We start from the raw sequence: 23,282 nt of genomic DNA on the forward strand, positions 1-23,282 counted from the left end.
GTGTCATGTCTGTTACCGCCAATATCGTCAAACGCCTCAAGTACACCCCGAAAGCGCAGCCTTTCAGTATCAATCGCTTTGCTAATTTAGGTTCGCCAGGGGCTGTGGCCAAAGCCTTATCTCGCCTTGCTGCATCAGGTGAGCTGGAGCGACTGAGTCGTGGTATTTACATGCGACCAAAGCTGAGCCACTTCACTGGTTATGTGCGACCAAGTACTAAGTCAGTCCTAGGAGCAATCGCTAGTCATAATCGTGAAATTATTCAGGTACATGGTGCAGAGGCTGTCAGGTATTTCGGATTGAGCACTCAGATGCAGATCAGACCGGTTTATTATACGAGTGGCGCTAGCCGCGAGGTGAAAGTTGGGGCGAAGCGCATACGTTTGCTCCACGTTGCCTCTCAAAAACTACAGCATGCTGGCACGATCGTCGGATTAGCGCTTTGCGCCCTCTTCTACTTAGGCAAAAATGGCGTGAGCGATACGGTCATAGCTAGTATCAAAGCTAAAATGGCTCCGTCTGAATTCAAGAAAATCGCGGACTGTGAGATTCCTACCTGGATGCAGGCCGCACTTCGTCATGCTATTTCATGGCCAACTCAGCAGGCTGTAGCGGAGCGTCGCATCCGTCCTCATGGAGATGAATAATGACGATGCCAGACGAGCGTTCCCGCGCGGTGGTGCAGACTCGCGAATTTTTAGTTGAGCTATGCCGAGATAATTCGCTTCCAGATCGGGTAAGACGTGATGCCAAGTTTTTGTTACGGCACTTTCCAACTCGAGATGACGTGGCTTTGGCGGGACGAATAGAGGAACATAGCGACACTTTGCCTTTCGGAGCTTCGGGGCCCGTATTCAGCTCTACAATTGCGCGATGATTTTTTGGTGACGGTTCGCCGCCCCCTTCCCGGAAGGCTCCATCCAGGTTTCCCGTTGCTCATCCATACTGAAACAATGAATACCCCAACGACCGCTCGGCGTCAGCTAAACAAGAAAGGCGAATTGCGTGATGCCGCTATCGCCGCATTCTCGGATTTCAGCGCCAATCGCGTTTTACTGAAGGACTCAGAGCGATTGCTCCAGATCAAAGCAGGGTTTTCCGCTGAGCTTTTCCAGGTGGTTTGCATAGCTTTTGACCTCCAGGGGCATAGCTTAGAGATACTCCTCAACACGTCAATCTCCACGTTCAAGCGACGTAGCCGTGAGCAAAAGCCCCTCAACTCCGTCGCTTCAGAACGGCTAGATCGTGTTGCCGTGGTCTGCCATTTGGCTGAACAGGTGTTCCAAAATAGAAATATGGCCGCGTGCTGGATGTCGAAGCCAAACAAAGCCCTCGGCGGAGATACGCCAGTACTGCTCTGTGGCACTGAGATTGGAGGCAAGCAGGTTCGTCGGGTACTTCAAGCGCTGGAATGGGGAGGTCCTGCCTAGATTCAAAATTCGGAGCGTAAGCGTTCCGCTAATCGACGCCTGGGTTTTAGGAGATTTCATTAGAGAGGTTTTCGGTTGGGCTCTTGCGGGCTGTGTACAGTTGAATCGGTCAAATACAAACGATACCAGTTGCTCGAATAAGTTGGGCAGCGGGTTGGTTGGGTATTAAGTGAAAATAAGATCCCATTCACGAGCCAGCAAGACCCGGCACGCGGCCACTGAACCACCGAAGCACCGTTGTGAAACCGTTTGCATATTGGCTTCGGTAACGTAGGTAATCACTTCGCCTCGCTCATCAAATAAAACGCCGCCCGCTCCTATCAAGAGTGCGTGGCCCGCGACAACGTCATGTGCTGAAACCGGATAAAGAGAGACGCCACAGACCCCCTCCCCGGCGGCGACTTTGGCGAGCCTGTAGGCAATGGATGGCATTGCTACAAAAGTGCTGGGGCTGCAGAGCTCGCTATTAAGTTCAGGCTTATTGATTGCGGCGGCACTGACCATCACGAACTCGTCGCTCGACAGCGTTTTGGTCGTAAGCCGTGACGTGACCGACTGTCCATTGCGGTTCACCTCGGCCATCCCTTCTGCCCAAGCAATGCAATCAGGCGTTCCCTCAACGGTGACGGGGGCATACACAACACCTAATACCGGCGACTGTTTGTGCAATAGACCGATGGAAAGGGATGAGCCTTTGAGCCCCTTGAGAAAATCTGCGGTCCCGTCGTTCGGGTCAACTACCCAGCACCACGGATGGCCGGTCAGAAGATGTCCGGTCTCTTCTCCCCAGAAGTCGCAAGGAAGCAGCTTCAGTAGATGCTGATGTAAGAACTGTTCGATTTCTTCGTCTACGGCGGCCTTGTCACCTTGACCCCGAGGTCCGTCAACTCTCGCCCACTCGGCAATTAGTAGTTGCCCGGCACGAATAACGACCTCAAGGGTCTGACTGAGCAGCTTTTCAAGGTTTGGGGTTCGCACGAAATGGGACGCCCTATGGTTGGGTGAGGTAATGCAGTGGTCTCGACTATAAGGCGACGCGAATTGCCCCTTAGTCGTCTAATAAACTGTCAGCCAAACTGGAAACATCGCTTTTCAAAATCTGTGTTTACCCTTCTGCCTCTTCCCGCAGGATTCGATGGACTTCGCACTCAATCTACGCCCGCAATGACTGTTGATGGTTGATGGTTGATGGTTGATGGTTGATGGTTGATGGTTGATAAACCTACGCGCTGTGAAGGGATTTCGCTGCCATTAAGACGCTGTCCGTTTTGGGTTAAGGATTGGCGAGTCAGGTTTTTCAATCTGTACGCCCTGTTGCTTCGACCTGTACTAGCAGAAAAGCCGCTTTTCCTTTCTGGGTGATGACGAACGTCTGCCCCTGCGCAACCAGCACCAGCATACGGCGGCGAGCTTGGCTATTGCTGTAAGTGGTGCGCATGGCCGATCCCCTGACCAGATTTTAGACAGAGTAGCCTGTTATTCCATTCTGCTACCTCAGCGCACTGACGGCGCCACCCAACACATGGGGGGTGACACAGCGCTCGCAGGCCGATTACACCTGGATTTCCAGGCGCTATCGAGATAAATCTGTAGTTGTGCGTAGAATCCTAGGAACTCGCTCAATGAAGTGTTTGGTGGCAAGCGGGTTATCGCGTAGGCGGTTGGACAACTAGCATTGAATTCGGATGATCGTTTCAGATAGATCAAATCACCGCTGGTTGAGGGAGGACTTTTCCAATCTGCTGATATCTGGGCAACTGCTCTGACTCGACCACTCATTTGCAATCGACCTGACCAGCCATTTGGATCTGACTTGACCCACACGCTTAGCCAACATGAACGGCAGTGAACGGCCCAGAGTGTGTAAAAACGCGCTGATGCACTGTCGGCGCGCAGCGCTGACGGTTGTTAGCTGAGTAATTGCTCGCAACAAGTCCTGCGGATCATCACGAGGGTCTGGGAGCCCCTAGCGCCGCTTCTACCTTGCTGGGTGGCCAAAATACAGACCTCTTCAGGCCGACAGCGCCTTCATTAAACCGCTGGTACCGAGAATTTTCATGACCCGCTTCAAGTTGTAGGCGAGGACGTTCAAGCTCATCTCCGCACTTACTCCGTTCAGCTTTCGTGTCAGGAAATGCGTGGCGCCCATCCATTGTTTGAGTGTCCCGAAGGGATGCTCGACCGTACGCTTGCGGACTCGCATCATGTCCGGCGCGTTGCTCAGCCTGTTCTGCATTTCCTCCAGTACGGCTTCATGCTCCCAGCGTCGAACCCGCCGTTCCGTGCTCGGTGTGCACTGCGGTTTCATTGCGCAGCCCTTGCATTTCGAGCTCCAGTAACGGTGCAGCGTCAGGCCTTTTTCAACGTTGGTATAGCGCCAGATCAGTGCTTCTCCAGCCGGGCAACTGTATTCGTTTTTCGCCGCGTCATAGATAAAGGCATCGTTATTGAAACGCCCGTCCGCTTTGGCTCCAGAGGTCATCGGCTTGGGCACATAGGCAGTGATGCCTGCATCGTGGCAAGCCAGGATCTCTTCGCTTTTGAAGTAACCTCGATCAGCCACTACCGACAACGTTTCTGACGCCATCGCCTCGCGGGCCTGCTTAGCCATCGAGCTGAGTTGATCGCGGTCGGAACCGACGTTGGTCACCTCATGTGCAACGATCAAATGGTGCTGGGTATCGACCGCTGTCTGCACGTTGTAACCGACGATTCCAGTGCCGCGCGTCATCATGGAACGAGCGTCTGGATCGGTCAGTGAGACCTGTTTATCCGGTGATTCGTTGAGTTGAGTTTCAATGACCTGTAACTCTTTCATCTGAGCTTTGAGCTTGTCGATTTTCTCTTGCAGACGAGTAGCCTTAGGCTGGGCGATCAAGGGTTCTTGCCGATCGGCTTCGTCGAGCGCAGTCAGGTACCGATTGATACCCGATTCAATTTCTTCCATTCGCCGCCTGAGTTTGGCGCTGGTGAAATTGCGGTCGCGGTTGTTGACCGCCTTGAATTTGCTGCCGTCGATGGCGATCAGATTTTCTCCGAACAGTCCCAGCTGCTGGCACAGCATCACGAACTGGCGGCAGACACCTCGGATGGCCTTGCTGTTGTCTTTTCGGAAGTTGGCGATGGTCTTGAAATCGGGCATCAAACGCCCGGTCAGCCACATCAGCTCGACGTTGCGTTGGGCTTCTCGTTCAAGACGCCGGCTCGATGGAATGCGGTTGAGATAGCCGTAGATGTAGATCTTCAGCAGGATCGCGGGATGGTAAGCCGGCCGGCCAGTATCAGCCGGTATGGCGCCCTCGAAACCCAGTTTGACCAGGTCGAGCTCGTCGACAAAGACGTCGACTACGCGCACCGGATTGGTATCCGTGACGTAATCGTCGAGGCTCGCCGGAAGGAAGGTTCCTTGGCCTCGATGTTCACCTTGGATAAAGCGCTTCATGGGCGATCCCTGCGATGAAATCCTCAGAAATCATAGCAAGGGTTTGCGAAAGCGTTTTTACACACTCTGGGCCAAAAGCGGACAGTCCTGAGGCTGAAATTGATCATGTTCACATCAAATCGCCATCGCTCGCCACTGCCGCGGGCTGCAAAACTCCATTTAAGATTTCAGGCCGCCATGCACATGTCGATCTCGCCCAGCAACGGTCCATCTCACGATTGAGGCCGGAATTCATAAAAGTCTTTACCAAATTCGCGCGTATTTCCGCAAAAGCCTCAAGCCTAAAGTTCGTCCTGCCAGCACGGCAGACGACTGATAGTCGACAGCTCCCCAATCGACGACTTAGTTACTTTAACTAATCGCAAAAATAACATTTCGTTTAACGCGATTAATTCTGCGCGCATTGTCGAACAAATTTTTTGATAAACAATATCAACACCTTCTTAAGGAAATCTTCCTATGAAAGCTCCAATGGTAATTCTCGCACTCTTCGCTTTCAGCTCTGTGGTTATGGCGCAGGAAGGCACTATCAAAACTCAAGGGCAACAGGCCCCTATCGAGCAATATTCATACGCCACCCACCTTGACGTCGCCAAGGTCATGTCTGAAGAACCAGTACCGGATATTTGCGGTGTTGTGCCGATGCGCATGACGTACCAGGACTCCAACGGAAAACAGCACGTACTGAAATATGAAATCATGGGCAGCGGTTGCAGCAACGGTTGAACAACCAGTTCTTACAATAATTGCGCCTCCGATAGTTTCCTTACCGAGGCGCAAGTACCTTTATTACTAGTCACTTTTCAATCGATGAGTTCTTTAGCAGTGGTTGCTAGCTTACTGCCAACCTGATCTTTTAAAACATCAATAAAGCGAGTTATCTTTGCGTCGACAAACTGTCGAGAGGTATAGACGGCATAAACGTTGCGCTCGTACGTGTGATAGTCAGGCAAAACCCGCACCAGCTTCCCGGAGCGCAAGTCGTCGATGGCCGTAAATCCTGCCAGCAAGCCGATCCCGGCGCCTTCCCGTATGGCAACCGCCATCGCATCCATATCATTGACGCTGAAGCTTGGCCCCTTGGGAAGGAAAGTCGTATCACCAGACTTGCTCTTCAGCTGCCACTCATCCCGCACATAATCCACAGTGCCCAGCAGCAGGCATTGGTGATCACCCAGATCCTCTGGCGTCACTGGGGCCGCATGCCTCTTCAGATAATCTGGAGACGCTACCAAGACACAATGGCTGACACCGATTTTCTGGCTGACATACGCCGAATCCGGCAGCGTTCGGGCAATCAGAATCGAGATATCCAGTTGGTCTTCCAGCAGGTTAGGCATCCGTTGGGAAAGCATTAAATCCACAGTGACGTCCGCAAATTCCTTGCGGTACTCCAGCACGGCGCCGGTGACCAGTTGCCGAGCCAATCCGGGTACGCAATGCACACGTAGCGTTCCTCTGGGCTTCAGGGCCGCATTGCTGGCTTCGGCTTCCGCACTCTCAAGGTCTGCCAGAATTTTCGTGCACCGCTCATAAAACCGACGACCCGCATCGGTCACCGAGAGACGCCGAGTCGAGCGTTGCAACAGGCGGGCGTCGAGTACGTTTTCAAGCGCCGACACAGCGCGCGATACGTTACCGACTGTGGAGTCCAGATGGTTTGCCACGGCCGTGAAACTGCCCATCTCGACAACCTTCACGTACACCGACATGTTCGAAAGTTTATCCATCCCGACCCTCCTGTAGATCTGACAATTACCCGTGATAACGAGCGATTGTCCCAGATGCTACACGCTCCTCCCTGTGCTCGATATTACTTCTGGGCACAACAATGATTCTCTTTTGGCCGACTAAATCAAATGGCTCACCGTCCATAAACTTGGTTGCACAGGCCGCCTGAACAGGCCCTGCGGCATAGCCACTCAGGCGCCGATCTTCATACGAATCTCTGACAACCAACTGAAGGCTGAATCATGAATACTTCCTACGATCCGCTTTATCTTTTTATCGGTGGTGAATGGATCAGTGCCGAAGGGCGCGATACTGCCGCTGTCGTTAACCCGGCAACCGGACGTGAAATCGGACTCGTTCCCCTCGCCACCGCAGTCGACCTTGATAACGCCCTTGAAGTGGCTCGACTGAGCTTCGAAGAATGGCGTCAGACCGTACCCGACAAGCGCGCGAAAATCCTGAAGCGTGCCGCCGATCTGATCCTGGAACGCGCTACTCACATTGCAGCCCAGATGACACTGGAAGAAGGCAAGCCGCTGGGTGAAAGCATGGATGAAGTTACCCGTGCAGCAGAATACTTCGAGTGGTTTGCCGAAAGCGCTCGTCGTATCGATGGCCGTGTTGTACCGGCCAATCGCCCAGGCGTACTGCAAATGGTTAAACGCCAGGCAATCGGCCCCGTAGCGGCATTCACACCTTGGAATTTCCCGGCGATTACTCCCGCTCGAAAACTTTCGGCAGCCTTGGCCGCCGGTTGCAGCGTCATTCTCAAGCCAGGCGAAGAAAGCCCCTCCACGGCGTTGGCCCTGGCTCGTGCGCTCGACGATGCCGGATTACCTAAAGGCGTTCTGCAAGTGGTCTTCGGCGTTCCGGATCAGGTATCCAGCCACTTGATTGCCTCATCGATCATTCGCAAAGTGACTTTCACCGGTTCGGTGCCAATCGGACGGCTGCTCTCGGCCCGAGCTGCCGAAGGCGTCAAGCCCATCACCCTTGAACTGGGTGGCCACGGACCCGTGCTGGTATTTGAAGACGCAGACATTGAAAAGGCCGCTGTAGAGGGTGTCGCGAACCGGTTTCGAGGGACTGGCCAGGTATGTATCTCGTCCACCCGTTTTCTGATCCAGCGTGGCGCATATCAGAGGTTTGTCGATCATTTTGTCGCAGCAACCAAAGCCCTGAGAATCGGTAATGGCCTGCATCCGCAGACTCAGGTCGGACCGCTTGCCAACCCAAGGCAACTGGCAAAGATGGAAGAGCTGATAGCCGATGCCGTCGAGAAAGGTGCTCGGGTATTAGTCGGTGGCGAGGCCTTACCAGGTGAAGGCTTCTTCTTCCAACCCGCCGTTCTGGCAGATGTCCCCATGAACGCCCGCGTCATGCACGAAGAACCCTTCGGGCCCATCGCCGTGTTGATGCCTTTCGATAACCTGACTGATGGCCTGAAAGAAGCCAACCGGTTGCCCTACGGGCTTTCAGCCTACGCGTTCACCTCCAGCGCTCGAACTGCAATTGACGTCGCTGACGGCTTGGAGGCCGGGATGATCGGGATCAACCAATACCGCATCGTCGCCACCGAGCTGCCTTTCGGCGGAATGAAAGAAAGCGGTCATGGCTCGGAAGGCGGCATTGAAGGAATTGAGCACTATCTCACCAACAAATTTATCAGCCAAGTTTAAGGAAACTGTCCCATGTCCAATATCAATTTCAACAGTCCTCGCGAAGCGGCCCGAGCGTTTACACCGAAACTGTCGCAATTCGTCGACTCAACTCTCTATCCGGAGATCTGGAGCGATCCCGCGTTGTCCCCCCGTGACCGCAGTCTGATCACAGTGGCCGCATTGATTGCCGGTAGTCACTCAGAAGAGTTGCCTGCACACCTACGGCGGGCGGTTAGCAATGGGGTTACTCATAACGAAATTGCGGCGGCAATAACCCACCTGGCGTTTTACGTGGGTTTCCCTGGCGCCATCACAGCGTCTGCTATTGCCAATGCAACGTTTACCGAATCGGAGCAAAGCTAAGATGAAAGCCATCAACATCAGAGAATTCGGCGCGGCAGACGTCCTGGAACTCGCAGATGCTCCCAATCCTGAAGTGCGCCCTACCGACCTGCTGGTGCGCGTTTATGCAGCGGGCGTGAACCGTGCGGATCTGACGCATCGAACCGGTGGATACGGCCATCCGAATTTCGGCGACTCGCTGATTATCGGGTTGGAAATCGCTGGTGAGGTGATTGAGAAAGGTAGTGCGGTTACGGGGTTCGAGGTGGGAGATCGAGTGATGGGCGTTGTCGGAGGCGGCGCCTATGCTGAACTGGCACGAATCGACTATCGCATGGCCATGCTCATCCCTGCACAGCTCGACTATGTGCACGCGGCGGCAATTCCCGAGGTCTTCGTCACCGCCCATGAAGCGATGATGCACCTGGCTCGGCTGAAGCCCGGCGACTCGGTATTGATTCATGCTGCCGCTGGAGGCGTAGGGTCTGCCGCAGTGCAATTGGCATACGCCACAGGCGCCACGGTGTATGCGACAACCGAAGGCAGCAAGTTATCGCGTGTGGAGCATTTGGGGGCCGATATCGCTATTGACTACAAGAAAAAGGATTTCGCCGAAGTCATTGCCGATAAAACCAATGGTCGAGGCGTCGATGTCGTTATCGACTTTGTTGGCGAGCCCTATTTCGTACGCAACGTCGCGTCTCTTGCTCACGGTGGCCGCATGATCCAGGTCGGTATCCTTGGCGGTGGCGGCAAGGTGACTGTGGAGCTGGAGCACATCCTCTACCGTCACTTGCAAATCATCGGTACGGTCATGAAGTCCCGCACGCAGCCGGAGAAGCACGACATGATCAAGCGCTTCCGCGAGCATTGGCTTGATCGCTTCGATGGCGCAGGAAGCCTGGAGCCGGTCGTTGATAGCACTTTCCCGCTGTCACGTGCTGCCGATGCCCATCGCCGGATGGAGTCGTCCGAGAACGTTGGGAAAATTATCTTGACCATGCAGCCAGAAGACTTGGTTTGAGTCGGGCCGTATCGTCGTCGATTCACATGAAAAGGTGCCTCCAAGGAGCACCTTTTGCTAATGGAAACCCGTCTCCGTTGGCCGTTTTCAACGGGCAGTTTTCGGCCAGAAGCGTTGGCTCTTGATCGTCCGCTTTGGGTCGGATAGCGACGGTCAAACATCGACCGTCACTATAGATTGTCAGACCTCCGTTTGTTCCGCCATTTCCAAGGCATCATCGACCTCAATTCCCAGGTATCTGACAGTGCTTTCAAGCGTTGTATGCCCAAGCAGTAGATGCACAGCTCTCAGGTTCTTCGTCCTGCGATAAATCAGCGATGCTTTGGTTCGCCGTAGTGTATGAGTGCCGTACATGGTTGAGTCTAGGCCAATGGCTGTCACCCAAGCTTTGACTATTCGAGCGTATTGCCTGGTAGAAAGATGGTCTGAAGCGTGCAATCGAGTTGGAAACAAGAAGTCCTCGCTGCGGAGGTACGCCTGATGCATCCACGCCTCCAAAACCGTTCGAGTTTGCTCAGTGATTTCGAATTGCACAGGGTGCTGAGTTTTCTGCTGCATCACGATGGCCCGTGACGAGACATGCTCCCCATGGGCTATGTCTCGAACTCGCAGCTTGGTTAAGTCACAAGCACGCAGCTTGCTGTCGATAGCCAAGTTGAAGAGCGCCAAATCACGTGTCTTCTCCGCGAGCTGGAGTCTGACCCGAATGGCCCAGATATCTCTAACTCGGAGCGGGGCTTTCTGCCCGACAAGCTTTCCCTTGTTCCAAGGCTGATGGCTGTGTCTAGCAATAGTGTTCATGGCTCGTCCTCCACGTTGAGGGAGGACAAGGGTGAATCAGTCAGAAAGAGTGGTGGTCGCTACTCGACCCTAAGCTGCCTGTCAGCACAGGCAGAAATCGATCACACCTTGACTTCGGCTCGGACCAATCCGGTTCTTTGTACAAGGCGCTCTATCTAGAGATAACGTCGTTGGCACAAGAATTTGAAGCAACGCGTTGGAAGGCGGGAACAAAAACTATCGGGCGGTAAATCTTTAAACAAGGGAATTACGAAGCCACCCTTGGGCTTGGACTTAATGTGCGGGTGTCAGCTTTCGACACATTAGCTTGCAGCGTGTCGGAATAGACGGTGGTGCTGGAGCCAAAGCAGATCGACCCGCAGCACCTACGACCCGGCTTGGCCGGAACGGCCGCTCAGGTTTACTTCAGTTTCGCCAATATGGCCACGGCGACTGCCTTGGCCGACTGAGGGTTCTGGCCGGAAATGACTTCGCGGTCTTCGATCACGTTCTCGCTCCACGGCTTGGCTTCGGAGAAATTAGCACCGGCTGCCGTCAGGCCATCCTGCGGGAACAGTTTCATATGGCCGCCGCCGAGGAAACCTTTGGCCTGCTCCTCTTCCGCGTCGGTGAAGGCGGTGACTTTGTAGCCCTTGTAAATCCAGTTGGCTGGCGCTGCCGGCTGTTTGCCCGATTCCAGCGCGGAGACAAAACCGTGCGCGTCCGGGATCGCCGACAACATGGCTATGGTGCCGTGGCAGGTGAAGCCGGTGATCTTGCCTTTTTCATGGAAGTTGGTCAGCAGTTGGCCCAGTTGCTTGTCCTTCAGCAGATCCTGCATCGGGATATGACCGCCAGGCACGAATACGGCATCGAAGTTGTCGTAGCCGATTTTCTTAACCTGCGCGAAGCTGATTGCCGGCGAGCCGCTCTTCGAGGTCAGCTTCAGCGTGGCCAGCAGCGCGAGACTTTACTGACGGGCCTTTTCATCGCCGCCCCAGAAGCTCACATCATTGGATTTCTGGTCCGCGGTTGGCGCCTTGCCGCTAGGGGTGGCAAATACGACGGTTTGACCCGCCGCGATGAAGGTCTGCACCGGTTGCATTAATTCGTTCAGGAAGAAACCTGTTTGCATGACCTTGCCGTCTTTCAGGTCCAGTTGAGCCTGATCCGACAATACAACCAATACCGTGCCGGCGTTGGCATAGTTAGCGGCAGTGGCTAGCAGTGCGGCAATAATGGTTTTTTTCACGCGATTCTCCAGTAGGGATGGTTTGATGGAGCCATCTTATTACTAGAGCAGAAAGCGATAGAGCCTATTAATTGAATTTCACTTATTACATTGAGTAATCAATAGTCGGGGTTTACTTTCACTGAAGCGCCTGGCCCGCCGCTACAATTTTTACGGTGCAAACTCCGGGCTATAGCTGCCACAGGCCCTGCTTACGCTGCCCTTCGCGACAGACACCAATCGGCCAAAAGTTGCCTCTACCCCTTCTCCTCACATGCGCCGCCAACTGCCTGCTGTCCACCACGCAGAGCGTGTTAACCATCAGCTCTGATGGAAATGATCGCGGCATACATTCAGCCATCGCATCGCGGGTAAATCCGCTCCTACACAAGCGCGTGCGACTACTGATCAAGCAGAGCAGCTGTCTTGCAACTAGCCTTTACCTCGAACATTAAAGCCTCCGTCCACCACTCAAACAGCTAAAGGTTCGTTATGACTAAAAAAATCGATCTGACGATCAGCCACGATTACCTCAATCCGTTTGCCTCGCCGGACAACCCCAAGCTAAGCCCCGAGCTAGTGGACTACCTGTCAGAAAGTGCCTGGTACCACCCAGAGCTGAGCCTGCAGATACGCTGCCCGGAAGGTGAGCGAGAACGTCTGCAGCAAGCAATCAGCAATACCTTTGCGGAAAAGAGCGAACAACTCAGAGGGGACATTCGCACCCAGCGGCTGGTAGCGCTGACACTCCTGGGCTTTTCATTAGCCTTGGTGCTGGCAGGCACGGCGCTGGGCATAGAAGGCACCATCCCCGTGGGAGTCGTTACCGTCACCGCGTGAATGCTGCTCTGGCGCAGCGCAGAGATATTCTTTCTGGATATCCGCAGCGTTAACCGGCAGCTGCGTAAGTACCAGCGTATCGCCAACGCATCAAAGCAGCTTTGATTGAGGTTGATCTCCGATGGTGGTCATGCCCGAGTTCAGGCGAGCTGAAAACCCGACTTTTTCAACAGAATCGGCCGATCTCTGCTTTTCATGAAGGGCCGCTATGGGTTGTGGATTCAACTGGTCGACGCAACAGATTGGCTAAATCGTTCCGCGATCAGCCGAATCGTCGCATTCGCTACCGGGTCCCAACCATGTTGCTACTCGGCAAGGGCCCATGACGTACTAGAAAATCGACAACGGGTAGGAAATGATCAACCGGTTCTCGTTGAAGCTGTTGGTGTTTCCGTAATCCCGACGCACCGTCGCATTGCGCCAGCGCACGTACAACGATTTGAAGCTGCCACTCTGCACCACGTACCCGACTTCCGATTCTCGACCGGCCTCCTTGCCATCGGTCACACTGCCGGTATGAGCATGAGTGCCCTTGATATAGCGATTCATCAGCGTAAGCCCGGGCACGCCCTGCGCAGCGAAATCATAGTCATGCCGTACTTGCCAGGATCGCTCACCGGCGTTGTCGTAGCTTGACCCATAGCTGTCATTGGCGACCGTGGCACCACTGGCGCCGGCCACCCTCTGCCAGGCACTGTCTCCTGTCAGTCGTTGCAGTCCCACATAAAACACATTGGCGCCTGCCTTGAGCGAGAACAGGCCCGACATCGTGCGATTGTCCTGATTCCCGGCCCGCGCCGATCCGTCTTCTTGCCCATTGAAATACACGAGATTGGCACCCAGAACGACACCGCCAACGGGTTGAGAGTGAATGAGCTGGAAGAATTGTTGATGGTAGATATCTTCGAGTTGGGCATACCAGGCACCGACCATGGTGCGTTTTTCGTTGAATCCGTATTCCGCCCCCACAAAATTGAAATGGTCTGACTCAATGCTGTTCTTGCCATGGAGCGATGCGCCCACACCGTTTTGCGACAGCTTTTCCATGCTTGCATCGTTGCGCTGACTGTTGCCCTGAAACTGTCCCGCATACAAGGTCATGTTGGGGATGTCCTTTGAGGTGAGCTGAGCACCTTCCAGCGTCTGTGGCAGGGACCGGCCATCGTCGGCACGCAAGATGGGCAGCACGGGCATCCACTCCCCCACCTTCAACTCAGTGCTTGAAAAGCGCGCCTTGCCAGCAATCGCCAGGCGGCCGAAATCATCAGCAGGTCGATAACCATCATGAGTGGGTAGCAGTTGGGTGCCATAGGTGCCACGCCCCCCATCCAGCTTGAGCGCATACATGCCCAGCGCATCCACACCGAATCCCACAGTACCGGCAGTAAAGCCGGATCGGGCATCGAGGATGAAGCTCTGAGTCCATTCGATCGCGGCTCCCCTTTTGGTAGGACCCGGAAGCGCCTTGGAGGCGCCGTTGTCGACAAAATCTCGACTCATGTAAAAGTTACGCAAGGTAAGCCCAACCTTTGCATCGTCGACAAACCCTTCGGCATAAGCGGTGGGTAGCAGGATGATAGTGCTCAATGCTGCAACCAGACTGGAACGGGAAACCCCGATTAACGTGTGTTTCATTGTTGTTGTTCTCGTTTTTCAGGCATGAGTTTGCCCATCCCGGCGACTGGCGCCGGGAGGCGTCAACTACAGGGCGTCAGGAGTGTGTGTGCAGGGGCGAGTGCTGAGCGTTACCGCGTCGCGTTGCAGAAACTCTTGCGAGCAGGCAGGTGAACAAGACCGATGCAAGCGATGCACCTACCCAGAACTGCGAGAGGGTATGAAAGTCGTAGAGTTTGGTGCCTGAGGCTGTGAGAGTGGTGCTGTGTTGAATGATGATTCCGGTCAGCATTTCACCGGCGGCGGCACCGGTGTAACTGACGATACCAATCATGCCCAGCGCTGCGCCTGCGGCTGCCTTGCCCGCGATGTCCACCGCCATCAACCCTCCGAGAAAGCACAGCAAGGCCCCGAGTGAACTGCCGAAAATCATCATGCCCAGAACGTCCAGCCAGTAATGATCAGCCGGCACGTACAGGATCAGCGCCAGACCTGCAGCGTTCATGAGGCCAAGGGCAATGGCCATGCCATGGCGGCGACCCGAGAAAAAGCGGTCGGAGACAAAGCCGCTCAAGCCGGTGCCGACTATCCCGCAGACACTGGTGATCGATATCAGCGTCGAGGCACTCAGGGTGTCGTAGTGCTTGGCGTTCTCCAGAAAGAACACGCCCCAGGAATTGATGGCATAGCGACCGATGTACATCAGGCAGGATGCCAGGGCGAGCAGCCACAGAGCCGGACTCTTGAGCAGCAGCCACTGCGTGGAGGTGACGCTGGACACGCCTTCGGCGGCCTTGAGTTGAGGCTTGGAATTGACCGGCGCAAAACCCTCGCTCTCAGGAGAATCCCGCATGAAGCCGAATACCAGGATGATCCCCAGGATGCCCATGGCCGTCGCGAGCCAGTAGCCGTACTGCCAGCCCCAGGAAACCACCACCGCCGCCACGGCGATGTAGGTCAGCGCCTCCCCCAGGTTATGAGCGATAGACCAGAAGCCATAGTAAGTGCCGCGCTCGCGATCGCTGTACCACCTGGCCAGCGAGACCACACAAGGCCCCACCCCCATCGATTGAGCCCAGCCATTGATACCCCAGGCCAGCGTCAGCACCACCGCATTGGTGGTCAGCCCCATGCAAACGTTGACCAGCGCACTGAGTGCCAGCCCCAGCATCATGCAGCGACGAACGTTCGCGTAGTCGGCCAGAAAGCCGTTGACCAGCTTACCGACCGCATAGGTGAAAAAAAGCGCCGAGCCGATCACGCCGAGTTCGCTGGGACTAAGGATGTCCTGCGACACCAGCGCCGGTTTGACAACGTTGAAGGACAAACGACAAACATAAAACAGGGCATAGCTCAGCGACATTGAGAGCAGGGTTTGCAGACGCAAGCGCTTGAACGCTTTGGAATCCAGAGTGGGGTCCTGCGCACGCGCAGGCGCTGCCTTGAGCAGACTGAGTAGTGATTTCATAGCCGACAGTTCCTATTGTTATTGTGCTTGCTGTACGTGCTTGGTGAGAGGGTGGGTTAATTAATCTTCCAGCGATACACCTATCATTGAGGCCACCTGCTCGTAGATTCGAGGGGCGGCCACCAACAGCGAGTTGCCATTGACCAGGCCGTCGTTGCGCAGGAAATCGTTGGCGACGCCACCCGCCTCGCTCACCAGGACCAACCCGGCCAGACAATCCCAGCTATTGATGTGCGTTTCGTAGTAACCGATCAGCCGTCCGGCTGCGACGTAGGCAATCATCAATGCCCCTGATCCATTTCGAATGAAGGTGCCTCCCTGCTCCAGCAACTGTGAAACGAACGGGATGAAATGCTCCTTGCCACGACGATGCGAAGTACCGACGCCCATGACACCGTGCCGGACATCCACCGCACTGTGCACGCAAAGACGCTGATCGTTGACCCAGGCACCCTGCCCGACAAGGGCATGAAACAACTCGTCATGCACCGCGTCGGCGACTGCGCCAAGCCAGGGCTGGCCATCCACCAACAGACCGATGGAGACGCACCAGCTGTGTAGCCCGTTGACGAAGCAACTTGTGCCGTCGACAGGATCCACGACCCAGATGCAACGGGCATTCAGCGCCGCACCGCCGGTTTCTTCGCCCAGAAAACCATCTTCGGGAAAAAGCTCTGCCAGGCGCGTTTTGATGAATGCTTCAACATCCTTGTCTACAGCGCTGACCAAATCCTGAAGCTCATCACCCTTGTGACCGACAACAAGTTGATCGCGCTGGTGGTATGGCCCCAGAGCCCGTTGCGCCGCCTCCATGGCCAACGCTTTCGCACATGCATAGCGCGCTTGCAGCGCTTGGTCATCCAGGAAACAGGACGCCTGCCGATGTGGCTGCATAACCTCTCTACCTCGCTTTCGGAGCGCATTGCACACGTGTGCAAAGCGTGATTAAAAAAAAGTGACAAGGTCACTTCGACGAGTTTCAGGAAAAACGTCACCCTCATAAAACATGAAATAAATTTTCTTTTCAATAGTTTTTTAAACTATTTATTCCATCGTGGTGGAACGTTTTGTCAGCGCGACTGGCGCCACCAAAGGGGTGTCGCATCCTTCCAAAGTGGCTCGAACCGCTAAACGCGCCAGCGCATCCGGTTCTTGGCGAATAGTCGTCAAGCCATACGCATCCTGCGCCGCCTGGGGGATATCGTCGAACCCGACGACGGCTACGTCTTGAGGAACGCGAACTTGCTTATGCACTCGCAGAACGTCCAACACACCGAGCGCCAGCATGTCTGTCGCGCAAAAAATGCCGTCTGGCCTGGCAGCCCTGCTCCATAAAGCGAGTGCCGCCCGACGTCCGCCCTCGTAGCCACCCGCACTTTCGTAATGTTCTACGAACGCCTCCATGCCGCTCACAAGCAACTCCTGTCGGAACCCCAGAAGGCGTTGCCGAGAGCTGTAATGACTTTCACTTTGCCCAATGAATGCCAGACGTTTCGCTCCGCTTCGCAACAGTTCTTTCGCCGCAAGACGGCCGCCCTCTACGTGATCGCTGGTGACCGCATTGGCGCCACTGACCGAGATGGCGCTGTTGATCATGGTCAGTGGCACTTGCCGATGCAGATAGCGCTCGACCTGTTCCACCGAGGCCGCCGAAGAAGTGAGAATGACGCCCACGACCTGATAGCTAAGCAAGTCATGCATCGAGCGCTCAAGTTGTTCGGGGTCGTTGGCGTTCATCAACAATGGCATCAGCCCGTGGACATTCAGATGGTGAGTCAATGGCCCTAGCAGGCTCGCCAGAAACGGGTTCTCGAATCCTGCCGTGATCACGCCAACGAAATTGCTGCTGCCCTTGTTCATCGTTCGCGCAATGAAGTTGACCTGATAACCCAACGCCTCAGCGGACCGAAGTACCTTCTCCCGTGTGCGCGCCGACACGCTGGCGCCAGGGGTAAAGGTTCTCGACACCGCAGAACGGGATACGCCTGCGTGCAGCGCAACGGCTTCGGCGGTCACAATATCGGGTAGCGGCATTTAGAACACTCATCTCGGCTGAGCAACCATTCTGGCAGCGTCAGGTGTCTTCATTCAAATTCAACGACGACCAAACACGCCAAGTTGAACGAAGCCGCTGGCGGGTCAGTGGGAATAGCAGAGTTCCTGCCAAGAGTCACTGGCTGATAAATCGGCCGTGCAGAATGAGCCAAACGGCTTGCGTTGCGGTCGCCGAGCTTGAACAGACATCAATCGAAAAAAATCGTACTTAAAGCGTTAGTTTGATGCCTATACGCATGGTCTCACGCATACATGTGCAAAAGGTCGTCGATCAGCTCAAGCTCTTGTCGCGTGTACTGCACTTTGTTGTACCGTCGAATGTCCTCAAGCACACCTCTGATCGGGACTTGCCGTGATGGATCCTGAACGATATCGATCAAACGGTCGCACTCGGGATCTCTTCCCTTGAGGTATTTTTCGATCAGTTCTTTGATCGCTACGCGGGCCTGTAGATCGGTTAGCACTGTTACTTCTCCGTACCTAGCCCTCAAATAGGTTCACCCCTGCTTCACCCTTTTTTTGATACAAATGTGTTGGCAACGTGGTCTCTTGAGTCAGTCGGCTATTGGCCGTTCTCTGCCGCTCATGGTGACAAAGCCTGCTGGTCAAATCCGATGCAAATCGTTGGTCAGAACGAATGCAAATGACTGGTCAGGTCGAATGCAAGCGGGTGGTCAAGTGGAGTGCAATTTCGCACCCCCCTCAAAGGCCGGTCAACCGGCCTTTGAGCCCAGGGTTACCCATCACGCACGAACTCATCAAGTCGCCTCCGCGAGCTTGATATCGATTGTCAGAACGCAGGTTGCAGCCAGGGGATTTACACCTAACCTCAACATGGGCATCTGTGTGCGCTCTGCCAGCTTCAAATCTGCATGACTTCAATGCCCATGAGTGGATAGCTACATCGATAGGCAAGGAGTCTGAAAATGAACATCCCCCGCTTGCTCTGCGCAATTATCGTTTTGAGTTTGAGCGCTTGCTCGTCCACCCCTCTTATCTACAATTCCAGCGATAACTCTCCAGGCTTGATAAAGCCGTTACAGGAACTGCTCCCTGACAACACCCCTGTGAGGCTGTTTTTTGTTCATGGTGTAGGAGATCACTGTCCTGGTTACGCCCTTGGTCCTGATGGCTGGTTGAATGATAAAAACGCTGCTGCGATGGGATTGAAACCCGTGTCCGGCGAAATCGAACCTGCTGATTTTATCAATGTGAACGTCTATATGGGAGGAGAAAAAGACCTGCACTCAGGGGTGAGCGTCCTCAAAAGAAATTACTCACTGGCCCTGCCTGGCAGGAAGAATACAGTGAGCGTAGAGGCGATTGAAATTACCTGGTCCCCCCTGACCCGATGGCTGAAAAGCAATCAGCTTGGATATGACTCGCCCTCTGTTTTCGCAAATAAAGATCGCGCACAATGCATTGAACTTCCCGATCCGAAAATTCCTTCAACGGTACAGGCGCCCCCAAGGCTTTGGCTTGACGAAACAATCAAGGAACAGGTTTTTGACCGGAACTTGTCCGATGCGATTCTCTATACGGGAACCTATGGGCAGACAATGGTGCGAGGACTTGCAGAGGGGATTTGCCATGCCATCACCTCTACGGACAAGAATAAAAAATGTATATGGCCCTCTGCGCAGGAAAGTGACAAAACACCGCACAAGAATTTATTCGTGACCCACAGTCTGGGCAGTCGCATGACTTATGACATGTTCCTCCATCTTCTTGACCAGACAAAAGACAGCAAGACCAACCCTTTTCCTGAGCGCGAACGTAGCAGCGCACAGGGCTTCATCGGAAACATGATCGCGAACACTCCTGCTTTTTACATGATGGCGAATCAGCTTTCTTTGCTGGGTTTGGCCAATGTACCGCCACAAGCCCGCTCCAGTGATAGCGTTGCACATCCTTTTTTCTGGAAGTTATTTCCCGTAAATGATCTTGATGCCCCCTCGAATCCGTCGCAAGCGACATCAGGGCCGAAAGTGTACGGTAACGTTCTTTTGGAACTCGCAGATTTAAAATCTGCCGTAGACAAGAAGAGCGGAAAACAAACCGACGGCCTTCAGATAGTCTCTTTCAATGACACAAATGACCTGCTCACTTGGCACATACCCCGTTGGTACGCTAACGCCGAGGCAACGCCGGGAGGGCGGCCGCGGATTAATGTGACGGACGTATTTGTGCAGAATGCACCGAAGCTCCTGATCATGGAGAGTCCCCTGAACGCCCACGTTGACTACTTTAAAAACCCGGCCGTCCGGGATGTTATCCGTTGCGGCGCTGCCCATGGTGAAGTCTTGGAGTGCCCCGGGCGTTGATCAGGGCAGGAGATCTGAACTCAGGTCTTTCAGTGGAAGTGTAATTGCGGAAATGAATTTGGCCGATTTTTTTGGCTTTCAGGGTGGGCTTATGATCGCCCTGGATTTCGTACCTGCAATCAAGATACTTCACTTGGTGGAAAGCGACTTTCATCTGCGGTGGGATTTGGAGCCTGCTCTTTCCTGTCGTGATGGGCAGAAAACGGCCAATTGCGGTCATTGAAATACTCAAAATAGTGGGGTGCAGCATCCCTGGTGCAGGTTGTTAATGCTGGACGGCTCTGAAACCCAAGCTTTGAGAGAACCGCAATAGGTAGCCATCTGGATCGAGCACCAAGAAATTAAGCTCGCCGTGTAGGCGTTCATTATCTCGGTACCAGCATTCTTCAATGCATCGACGTAATTTAAAACCAGCGTCTTCGATGGCCCGAGCCAAAGTTTTGGTATCAGAGCACTGAATCGAAAGATTCATCCCTCGGCCATATGGAGATAATAAAGGGCCAACTCGCCACGGAGACTCTTCCAAGTCATCCTGCTCTAGCATCAATTGGCTCCCTTGAAAGGAAAGGAAGGCGAATTTGTCTTCTGGCCGTTCGTATTCAATTTGGAAGCCCAGGATCAAGCAGTAAAAATCCAAGCTTCGTTTTAAGTCAGAGACAATCATCTCTGGCACCAGTGTGTTCATCTTCATAACTGACTCCTTGTCGTTGACAACGCACCTTCAAACTGTGGGGCGGGCTGTCCATCTCCACTCGGTACGGTTTGTATCACGATATCTACTTTTGGTCGCCCCCCTGCGACAGTCCGCTATGGGTCGTTTTCAGCCGGTCGTGGAAGGCAGAAATCGGCCAGAACCGGTCAGTCAGGATAGTAGTAGTTGAGGCAATACGTACTTCCTAGGCAGCTAACCATATGGAGCGTTCGGCGCGCATTGACTGCGAAAAACAATGCGGGTTGAGAGTTCGAATCTCTCCTTCATCGCCAAATTCTGAAAACGCAAGCCATTGATATTTCCTAGAGAAAGTCGGGGGTTTGTGGTTTTTGGTGTCTGAAAAATAGCCATATGGGACTGATATGGGACTGGTGCATTGTTCTGGTGCGGAAAAGGAGGCTGATGAGTGAGCCTCTCAGCCACTCTACTGCGGCCGCATGAGCTAGGCTTTCCTAACCCCTCAGTCCAGGATGGATTCCATGGCCGATAACTCAGCCTCCAACATTGCCACTGCAGATGCGCTGACATTGCTTCTGCACAACCAGCATGCCATTTGTGCGGCTATAGATGAGTTCACGAAATGGCTTTCAGAGAATGGTGTAGAGACTGTTGCAGATAACGCAGCAGCGGCTATGGAAACTTTGGACACCAATGCGAAAGCTCTTACAGCTGCGATTATTCGACTACGGCAGTCTTAGGGAGTCGCCTTGGTAGGTATCACTCAGCCACTAGCATTTCATCGTGAGGGATCGTTTTCTGTTGACTACGAATATCCGCTTCCGAGGAGAAGCGGACATTCGGCTTAGCTATTTTTGCAGAGAATTGCTTCTTGATACACGTGTTAAAAGCGCTATAACCTCAGAGTAGATTTGAACAATGATAATTTGAGGCTGTCTCTCTAAGTTAGTTGAGCGGAAAGCTTGGCGACATCAAAATACTGAATGTAAAGATTAGGCCTCTGAATTACATCGAGCGCAACCGAAGCATGCAAACCTCCCCCGTTTGCTAAATCCATAAGTTTTCGGCCGGTTAAACTCAGCGCTCTAAAATAAGTTTTTGCTAAGTCGTGGACCGATACATTAGACAAGCCGGTGTATAACGTTTTACTTGCTGGATATTTGGTGTTCAGCTGATTCCAAAACTCTGAGTCTTCGTAGTATGAGTTGTATGGTTGGACAGCTCCAATGTCTGAGTGAACCAAAAATAACAAGTACGCACAAAAGAAAAAGTCCCAGCCGCCTTCATTAAAATACCCATTGAAAGTGTGAATTCTTTTAAGGATAGCTTCTAAGTCTCGTATTTGATAGTTGAAGGCAATTGTCAGTGCTTTAAATACAACTTGGTGCGAGTTTAGTTTGTCGCTAAGTATTGTTGTTGAGTTTGTGTCTACGAAATTTTTTGATCCATACGAAGACGTATCAAGACTCTTTACAAAAATCCTATAATTATTAAATGGAGGGCAGATTTCGCTTTTGATATGCGTGGCGATCCAGTTGTCAAGCTGAGTGTTGTCTAGTTTGAAAGTGGAGTCAAAAAATCTTTTAAGATAACGCTTAGAAGCGAAACCAGTGCCGTAGACAGCACAAATCGAATGCGCCAACTGGTCCGTGTCGGTCGCTATTACGAATCTGCATCCTTCGATCGCAAAGAAATGTTTAACACGCTCAAGCAATTCGATTGCATATGTAGGACGGCAACGATCCAGTTCGTCGATGAAAATAAAAACTGGCTTTCCATTGCTCTTACTGCTTACCGATTTGAACAGCTCAGTAAGTGAATCCCGAAAGTGCTCAACTGCATTTAGTGCTTCGTGGTTTTTGTTTAAAATTTTCTCTACGAATTTTTCCGCTGCTTCAGCAGTGGCTTCTCCGTCTAAAACATCTAGAAACTCGTCGCCAAGATGCTTCTTGGCTGCAGCCTTGATAATCGATGGAGCTATAGCGATAGCTAATTCTCCTGCTCTCTTAGTAAATTCTTTCACTTTCTTCTTTACTGAGGCAGGCGCTCCACCCTGGGTGGAAAGTTGATCGCGAATTACAGATACTAGTGACAAGAGAGGGTCGCCCAAGAAATCATTTTCCCAAGCATTGAAATAAACAACAGGTCGCCGGTTTTCCTGTAATAGCTGTAATCTCCAATTTTTTAGAAAATATGTTTTTCCGGCGCCCCAAGGAGAATCGAGATTCAGTACTCGACAGATATCTTCATCCAGATAGTTAGATAGAAAGTCTGCACGAACCTTACGTTCTAATAGGTCGTCGCTCCATGCCATTTTGCTCATGACTGCCCTCTTTATGTAAGTTAAATGCTCTCATGAGCCCGTAGGTATTTCCAATGCACTATAGGAGACCATTACCCTTCTTGGGTAACAAAAAGATAACCGGATTCAATTTCAACACAGGATCAATGGCAGCGATCGGGTCGCTTTTGGCCGATTGCGATTTTTGACGACCTGTACATTGAATTCCGTCCTATGTTCAATCGGCCCCTCACCTGCGCCTGGTGTGGGGGCCTTTTTGTTGCAGCGCGGAAACCACGCCGCCGGGGACTGGTCTACTATTTCCTGACAGTCTGGTTGACGTCCGGGCCGTTTCACGTGAACAGGAAGGTGGCTCATGCCCTACGCCT

At 53.3% G+C, this 23,282-nt stretch carries 22 protein-coding genes and 1 pseudogene; 10 read left to right on the plus strand and 13 right to left on the minus strand.

Annotation, left to right across the window (positions count from 1 at the left end; all coding sequences use genetic code 11):
- The first annotated feature begins 5 nt into the window (after positions 1 to 5).
- The 3 genes from K5K95_RS25295 to K5K95_RS25300 are packed head-to-tail and all read left to right on the plus strand — an operon-like array spanning position 6 to position 1,430.
- Complete coding sequence (locus tag K5K95_RS25295; RefSeq protein WP_222586637.1) at positions 6 to 647, plus strand: DUF6088 family protein; 642 nt, start codon at positions 6 to 8, stop codon at positions 645 to 647.
- A 5-nt stretch (positions 648 to 652) separates the two neighbouring features.
- Positions 653 to 877: a BPSL0761 family protein gene (locus K5K95_RS33260; RefSeq protein ID WP_305729864.1), complete on the plus strand. Its 225-nt coding sequence runs from the start codon at positions 653 to 655 to the stop codon at positions 875 to 877.
- Between the two features lie 55 nt (positions 878 to 932).
- Positions 933 to 1,430 carry an antitoxin Xre/MbcA/ParS toxin-binding domain-containing protein gene (locus K5K95_RS25300; RefSeq protein WP_315903115.1) on the plus strand — a complete coding sequence of 166 codons (498 nt, stop codon included), beginning with the start codon at positions 933 to 935 and terminating at the stop codon, positions 1,428 to 1,430.
- A 165-nt stretch (positions 1,431 to 1,595) separates the two neighbouring features.
- On the opposite strand, the gene K5K95_RS25305 is transcribed toward K5K95_RS25300, so the two are convergent.
- The 3 genes from K5K95_RS25305 to K5K95_RS25315 all read right to left on the minus strand — a co-directional run bounded on the left by K5K95_RS25305 (position 1,596) and on the right by K5K95_RS25315 (position 4,872).
- On the minus strand, positions 1,596 to 2,408 hold the full coding sequence (locus K5K95_RS25305; RefSeq protein WP_074876658.1) for an inositol monophosphatase family protein: 813 nt from the start codon (positions 2,406 to 2,408) through the stop codon (positions 1,596 to 1,598).
- A 319-nt stretch (positions 2,409 to 2,727) separates the two neighbouring features.
- The gene (locus K5K95_RS25310; RefSeq protein ID WP_222586638.1) at positions 2,728 to 2,868 is read right to left on the minus strand and encodes a hypothetical protein; all 141 of its coding nucleotides are present in this window, start codon (positions 2,866 to 2,868) and stop codon (positions 2,728 to 2,730) included.
- 573 nt (positions 2,869 to 3,441) lie between these two features.
- Complete coding sequence (locus tag K5K95_RS25315) at positions 3,442 to 4,872, minus strand: IS1182 family transposase (protein WP_222586639.1); 1,431 nt, start codon at positions 4,870 to 4,872, stop codon at positions 3,442 to 3,444.
- 459 nt (positions 4,873 to 5,331) lie between these two features.
- Between K5K95_RS25315 and K5K95_RS25320 the strand changes: the two genes are divergently transcribed.
- Positions 5,332 to 5,598: a DUF2790 domain-containing protein gene (locus K5K95_RS25320; RefSeq protein ID WP_222586640.1), complete on the plus strand. Its 267-nt coding sequence runs from the start codon at positions 5,332 to 5,334 to the stop codon at positions 5,596 to 5,598.
- 77 nt (positions 5,599 to 5,675) lie between these two features.
- Here the strand turns inward: K5K95_RS25320 and K5K95_RS25325 are convergent, their stop codons facing one another.
- Complete coding sequence (locus K5K95_RS25325) at positions 5,676 to 6,602, minus strand: LysR family transcriptional regulator (RefSeq protein WP_222586641.1); 927 nt, start codon at positions 6,600 to 6,602, stop codon at positions 5,676 to 5,678.
- Between the two features lie 243 nt (positions 6,603 to 6,845).
- Between K5K95_RS25325 and K5K95_RS25330 the strand changes: the two genes are divergently transcribed.
- Genes K5K95_RS25330 through K5K95_RS25340 form a run of 3 tightly spaced genes read left to right on the plus strand, consistent with a single transcriptional unit; the run spans position 6,846 to position 9,630 of the window.
- On the plus strand, positions 6,846 to 8,282 hold the full coding sequence (locus K5K95_RS25330; RefSeq protein WP_222586642.1) for an NAD-dependent succinate-semialdehyde dehydrogenase: 1,437 nt from the start codon (positions 6,846 to 6,848) through the stop codon (positions 8,280 to 8,282).
- Positions 8,283 to 8,294: 12 nt separating this feature from the next.
- A complete protein-coding gene (locus tag K5K95_RS25335; protein ID WP_222586643.1) occupies positions 8,295 to 8,627 on the plus strand; it encodes a carboxymuconolactone decarboxylase family protein in 333 nt (110 codons plus the stop codon).
- A 1-nt stretch (position 8,628) separates the two neighbouring features.
- Positions 8,629 to 9,630, plus strand: coding sequence for an NAD(P)H-quinone oxidoreductase (locus tag K5K95_RS25340; RefSeq protein ID WP_222586644.1), 1,002 nt, complete (start codon positions 8,629 to 8,631; stop codon positions 9,628 to 9,630).
- Positions 9,631 to 9,810: 180 nt separating this feature from the next.
- Here the strand turns inward: K5K95_RS25340 and K5K95_RS25345 are convergent, their stop codons facing one another.
- Both K5K95_RS25345 and K5K95_RS25350 read right to left on the minus strand, forming a co-directional pair.
- Complete coding sequence (locus K5K95_RS25345; RefSeq protein WP_222586645.1) at positions 9,811 to 10,431, minus strand: tyrosine-type recombinase/integrase; 621 nt, start codon at positions 10,429 to 10,431, stop codon at positions 9,811 to 9,813.
- Positions 10,432 to 10,831: 400 nt separating this feature from the next.
- A pseudogene (locus K5K95_RS25350) lies at positions 10,832 to 11,662 on the minus strand (type 1 glutamine amidotransferase domain-containing protein).
- A 471-nt stretch (positions 11,663 to 12,133) separates the two neighbouring features.
- On the opposite strand from K5K95_RS25350, the gene K5K95_RS25355 reads away from it, so the two are divergent.
- Positions 12,134 to 12,481, plus strand: coding sequence for a hypothetical protein (locus tag K5K95_RS25355; protein WP_261398056.1), 348 nt, complete (start codon positions 12,134 to 12,136; stop codon positions 12,479 to 12,481).
- A gap of 330 nt (positions 12,482 to 12,811) precedes the next feature.
- Here K5K95_RS25355 and K5K95_RS25360 read toward each other — a convergent pair whose 3' ends face one another.
- The 5 genes from K5K95_RS25360 to K5K95_RS25380 all read right to left on the minus strand — a co-directional run bounded on the left by K5K95_RS25360 (position 12,812) and on the right by K5K95_RS25380 (position 18,082).
- Positions 12,812 to 14,116, minus strand: a complete 1,305-nt coding sequence (locus K5K95_RS25360) for an OprD family porin (RefSeq protein ID WP_222586646.1) — start codon at positions 14,114 to 14,116, stop codon at positions 12,812 to 12,814.
- A 76-nt stretch (positions 14,117 to 14,192) separates the two neighbouring features.
- Positions 14,193 to 15,563, minus strand: coding sequence for an MFS transporter (locus K5K95_RS25365; protein ID WP_222586647.1), 1,371 nt, complete (start codon positions 15,561 to 15,563; stop codon positions 14,193 to 14,195).
- A gap of 60 nt (positions 15,564 to 15,623) precedes the next feature.
- Complete coding sequence (locus K5K95_RS25370) at positions 15,624 to 16,457, minus strand: inositol monophosphatase family protein (protein ID WP_222586648.1); 834 nt, start codon at positions 16,455 to 16,457, stop codon at positions 15,624 to 15,626.
- A 150-nt stretch (positions 16,458 to 16,607) separates the two neighbouring features.
- Complete coding sequence (locus K5K95_RS25375; RefSeq protein WP_222586649.1) at positions 16,608 to 17,597, minus strand: LacI family DNA-binding transcriptional regulator; 990 nt, start codon at positions 17,595 to 17,597, stop codon at positions 16,608 to 16,610.
- A 263-nt stretch (positions 17,598 to 17,860) separates the two neighbouring features.
- Positions 17,861 to 18,082 (minus strand): hypothetical protein, encoded by a 222-nt coding sequence (locus tag K5K95_RS25380; protein WP_222586650.1) that lies wholly within the window; start codon positions 18,080 to 18,082, stop codon positions 17,861 to 17,863.
- A 462-nt stretch (positions 18,083 to 18,544) separates the two neighbouring features.
- Between K5K95_RS25380 and K5K95_RS25385 the strand changes: the two genes are divergently transcribed.
- Positions 18,545 to 19,942: a hypothetical protein gene (locus tag K5K95_RS25385; protein ID WP_222586651.1), complete on the plus strand. Its 1,398-nt coding sequence runs from the start codon at positions 18,545 to 18,547 to the stop codon at positions 19,940 to 19,942.
- Positions 19,943 to 20,207: 265 nt separating this feature from the next.
- On the opposite strand, the gene K5K95_RS25390 is transcribed toward K5K95_RS25385, so the two are convergent.
- Positions 20,208 to 20,633, minus strand: coding sequence for a bleomycin resistance protein (locus K5K95_RS25390; protein ID WP_222586652.1), 426 nt, complete (start codon positions 20,631 to 20,633; stop codon positions 20,208 to 20,210).
- Positions 20,634 to 21,133: 500 nt separating this feature from the next.
- On the opposite strand from K5K95_RS25390, the gene K5K95_RS25395 reads away from it, so the two are divergent.
- Positions 21,134 to 21,352 (plus strand): hypothetical protein, encoded by a 219-nt coding sequence (locus K5K95_RS25395; RefSeq protein ID WP_222586653.1) that lies wholly within the window; start codon positions 21,134 to 21,136, stop codon positions 21,350 to 21,352.
- A 200-nt stretch (positions 21,353 to 21,552) separates the two neighbouring features.
- Here the strand turns inward: K5K95_RS25395 and K5K95_RS25400 are convergent, their stop codons facing one another.
- Entirely contained in the window at positions 21,553 to 22,935 is a 1,383-nt protein-coding gene (locus K5K95_RS25400) for a P-loop NTPase fold protein (RefSeq protein WP_222586654.1), read from the minus strand.
- Positions 22,936 to 23,282 lie beyond the last annotated feature (347 nt).

Source organism: Pseudomonas sp. DR48 (assembly GCF_019823085.1).
In the GTDB taxonomy this organism is placed as follows: domain Bacteria; phylum Pseudomonadota; class Gammaproteobacteria; order Pseudomonadales; family Pseudomonadaceae; genus Aquipseudomonas.